The sequence below is a fragment of the Urinicoccus massiliensis genome (genome assembly GCF_900120405.1).
Taxonomy (GTDB): Bacteria; Bacillota; Clostridia; order Tissierellales; family Peptoniphilaceae; genus Urinicoccus; species Urinicoccus massiliensis.
Map to the genome: position 1 here is coordinate 1 of NZ_LT635482.1, position 1,250 is coordinate 1,250.

At 30.2% G+C, this 1,250-nt stretch carries 2 protein-coding genes; both read left to right on the top strand.

Translation table 11 applies throughout. The features are described from left to right. Positions 1–430: rRNA adenine N-6-methyltransferase family protein (locus BQ7400_RS00015; RefSeq protein ID WP_072469050.1), on the top strand; the 430-nt coding region annotated here is incomplete at its 5' end. A 216-nt stretch (positions 431–646) separates the two neighbouring features. Next, on the top strand, positions 647–1,171 hold the full coding sequence (locus BQ7400_RS00020; protein WP_001176020.1) for a phosphotransferase: 525 nt from the start codon (positions 647–649) through the stop codon (positions 1,169–1,171). Positions 1,172–1,250 lie beyond the last annotated feature (79 nt).

Below are 1,250 nucleotides of genomic sequence, written 5' to 3' on the forward strand. Positions count from 1 at the left end.
TATTCCCTACAATATTAGTACTGATATTGTAAAAAAGATTGCTTTTGATAGTCAAGCGAAATATAGCTACCTTATTGTAGAGAGGGGATTTGCTAAAAGGTTGCAAAATACCCAACGAGCTTTAGGTTTGCTGTTAATGGTGGAAATGGATATAAAAATTCTTAAAAAAGTGCCACGAGCATATTTTCACCCTAAGCCTAATGTAGATTCTGTATTGATTGTACTTGAAAGGCATAAACCATTTATTTTAAAGAAGGACTACAAAAAGTATAGATTTTTCGTTTATAAATGGGTAAACAGGGAATATCATGTTCTTTTTACTAAAAATCAATTAAGACAGGTGCTGAAGCATGCGAATGTTACTGATCTTGATAAATTATCCAATGAACAATTTTTGTCTGTTTTCAATAGTTACAAATTATTTCAATAAATTAAAAATAATTAAGCGTTCTCTAACTTTAAGAGAACGCTTAATCTTATTACATTGAAAAATGCATTCTATTATTTTCAATTATTATGATATAACATAACTATCATTTTACTTATTTGCATATTTGCACGAAAATATAGTTATCGACGACTATTCTGATAATAGCAACTAATATAGTCAATGATAACTCAAAATTTATTGATATAGTAGGTATATGTGCAACTAATTAGGGAAGATTTTAGCTTGCCATTTCTGAAACAGCTAAAACAAGTATTGCGTAAAGAATGCGCCAGTCTTCCCATGGACTTAAAATGCTTGCTTGGGGCACACATAAAACCCCTTGAACAATCTATTGACAGAGTTGAAGGACTGTCGGAGATTCTAAGACGAAGTAATCCTAAAATGGCCCTATGCCATACAGATATTCATAATTGGAACTTGATGCAACGGGATGAGCAGTTAGTTCTAATTGACTGGGAAGGCTTGAAATTGGCTCCAGTAAAAGCTGATCTCATGTTTTTTGTTGATAAGCCATATTATGATGTATTTATGAACATATACCTGAAATTACACAAAGATTTTTTAATCAATACGGATGCTTTGTTATTCTATCATATTAGACGTAAACTAGAAGATATATGGGAGTTTATTGAACAACTTTTATATGACAATCAAGAGGATAAGGAAAGAAATGAAACTATAAAAGTTCTTGATGGTGAACTGAATAACTTAGTGTTTTGAAAAAAGAATAACGTATTATTAAGCTAAATAATATTGGAGAAGAAAATGAATAAACAAGAATTATATCAAATTGCTTTCA